The organism is Pseudomonadota bacterium (genome assembly GCA_011049115.1).
In the GTDB taxonomy this organism is placed as follows: Bacteria; Desulfobacterota; Anaeroferrophillalia; order Anaeroferrophillales; family Tharpellaceae; genus DSCM01.
This window is the reverse complement of the sequence record DSCM01000127.1, coordinates 1-2,489: the sequence shown is the minus strand read 5'-3', so window position 1 is coordinate 2,489 and position 2,489 is coordinate 1. Positions and strand designations below refer to the sequence as shown.

Sequence of the window (2,489 nt, the reverse complement as noted above, 5' to 3'; positions counted from 1 at the left end):
TTTACCGATTACCTGCACCCAAAACCAAGATCAGGACCGGCGTTTTCGATCCGCCGAAAGCCCCGACCGCACACGGCGGCGAGCGGAAATTCATGACTAGAAAAATAATGCTTTTTTTATTTCCGGCAGTCTTATTTTCGGTTTTTCTCGGGATAAAAATAGCGTCACCGAAAACTTATGCAGACCTGGTACAAGAGGATTCGGTTATTGAATACGCTCAAGCCTTAGGTTATTTTTCCGCCGCGATCTTTGCGGCTCTGACGGCGGCGAATCTTTTCCGCGGCAACCTTTCCGGACATGGCCTGTTGTACGGTTTGCTGTCTCTTGGTCTATTGTTGGTCGCGCTGGAAGAGATCAGCTGGGGACAAAGACTGCTGAAGATCACGACCCCTGATTATCTGATCCGCCATAACCTGCAGAACGAGATCTCACTTCACAACCTGGACTCCGTCCAGCCCCTGCTCCATTATGCTTATATCCTGACCGGAGCCTATGGCGCATTTGCCTGGCTGGCCGTAAAAATATTTTTGCCGAAGCCGCAAACCAAAGGTTGGAGGATCATAAATTTCGTGGTTCCCGATTGGTTTTTAAGTCCTTTCTTCTTTTCTGTTTTTTTCATTTACATCCTGCTCAGCTTCGTCAGTCCGTCTTCGAAAGGTTTTTTCCAGTGGCGAGACCAGGAACCAATGGAGCTCTTGCTGGCGATGGGTTTTTTATTCTTTACGGCCCAGAATTTCAGGAAATCTCACAAGAAACCCGAACAACCGGCATAAAGAACACGTCTTTTACAAAAAAGGCCTGGTCCACAGAGCTTTACCCCGGGGTTATCAGGCCAGGACAAGTTCACGCTGAAGGCGGTTGATACGGTCGCGAATCACGGCCGCCTTTTCAAAATCAAGTTGCCGGGCGGCTTGTTGCATCTCCTTTTCCCATTGGCGCAGCCTACGTTCACAGGCCCTGGTGCCTTTGGCCAACAGCCGTTCCAGTTCGGCCCGCTCCCCGGCCGTCTTTGCAACCAGGTCCACGGCGCTTTCCGAAGCCTCATTTTCCACCTCAATCGCTTCCTGCACCCGGCGCACGATGCTGCGCGGAACAATTTGATACTCCCGGTTATATGCCCGCTGCAATTCACGACGCCGTTCCATCTCAGCCATGGCCGCCGCCATTGAACCGGTGATACCATCGGCGTAAAAGATAACCTTGCCGGCCAGATTGCGGGCTGCCCGGCCGGCGGTCTGAATCAGGGAGCGCTGTGAGCGCAGGAAACCTTCTTTGTCGGCATCAAGCACCGCCACCAGCGCGACTTCCGGAATATCGAGACCTTCACGCAGCAGGTTGATCCCGACCACGATGTCAAAGGTTCCCAGGCGCAGGTGACGGATCAGCTCAACCCGCTCCAGGGTATCGATATCGGAATGCAGATAACGGACCTTGAAATCAAGTTCCCGAAGAAATTCGGTCAGATCCTCGGCCATACGCTTGGTCAGGGTGGTCACCAGGGCGCGACCGCCGGCGGCCACGGTCTCCCGCAAACGGGCGACGACATCATCGACCTGGGAGCCGGCCGGCCGCACCTCAATCTCGGGATCGACCAGACCGGTCGGCCGAATCACCTGTTCCACAACCTGCTCGGCCACCTCCAGCTCATAATCGCCGGGGGTGGCGGATACATAGATGGTCTGGGCCGTCCGTTCTTCGAACTCGGCCCTTTGCAAGGGGCGGTTATCGAGAGCCGAAGGCAAACGAAAACCATACTCCACCAGGGTTTCCTTGCGGGAACGATCGCCCTTGTACATGCCGCCGATCTGGGGCAGCGTGACATGGCTTTCATCAATTATGATCAGGTGCCGGCGCGGCAGGTAGTCCATCAGGGTCGGCGGCGCCGCGCCGGGGGACCGGGCGGTAAGATGCCGGGAATAGTTTTCAATGCCCTGGCAATGCCCCATCTGCTCGATCATTTCCAGATCAAAACGGGTGCGTTGCTCCAGGCGCTGGGCTTCCAGCAGCCGGCCCCGGGCTTTGAGCTCACCCAGGCGTTCCTCCAGTTCCCGCTCGATAGCCTGAAAAGCGCGCCGCCGTTCCGCCTCCGGCGTGACATAGTGACTGGCGGGATAAATTGTGAATTTATTGACGGTTTCCAGACGACGACCGCTCAGAGGGTCGATCAGGGCAAGTTCTTCCAGCTCATTACCAAAGAATTCAAGCCGCAGGGCGCTCTCCTCCATATTGGCCGGAAAGACATCCAGACTATCGCCACGCACGCGAAAGCTGCCGCGATGAAAATCGTAGTCGTTGCGAACATACTGAATTTCGACCAGACGCCGAATGATCGTCTGGCGGTCGAGTTCGCCGCGGCCGGGCTCCAGATAAAGCAACATCCCCTGATAGGCCTCGGGAGAGCCCAAACCGTAAATACAGGAAACGCTGGCGACAATGATCACGTCATCGCGTTCCAGCAGTGAAACCGTGGCCGCGTGACGCAACTTGTC

2 protein-coding genes are annotated in these 2,489 nt (G+C 55.7%); one reads left to right on the top strand and one right to left on the bottom strand.

The genetic code is table 11. From position 1 onward, the window contains the following. Positions 1–92: 92 nt before the first annotated feature. The gene (locus ENN66_10825) at positions 93–773 is read left to right on the top strand and encodes a hypothetical protein (GenBank protein ID HDS17074.1); all 681 of its coding nucleotides are present in this window, start codon (positions 93–95) and stop codon (positions 771–773) included. Between the two features lie 54 nt (positions 774–827). On the opposite strand, the gene uvrB is transcribed toward ENN66_10825, so the two are convergent. After that, positions 828–2,489 (bottom strand): excinuclease ABC subunit UvrB (gene uvrB, locus ENN66_10820; protein HDS17073.1); only part of this gene is annotated, 1,662 nt, incomplete at its 5' end.

Excerpts from the sequence above, each read along its gene's own strand:
- ENN66_10825 (HDS17074.1), top strand. The coding sequence starts at position 93 with ATGACTAGAAAAATAATGCTTTTTTTATTTCCGGCAGTCTTATTTTCG.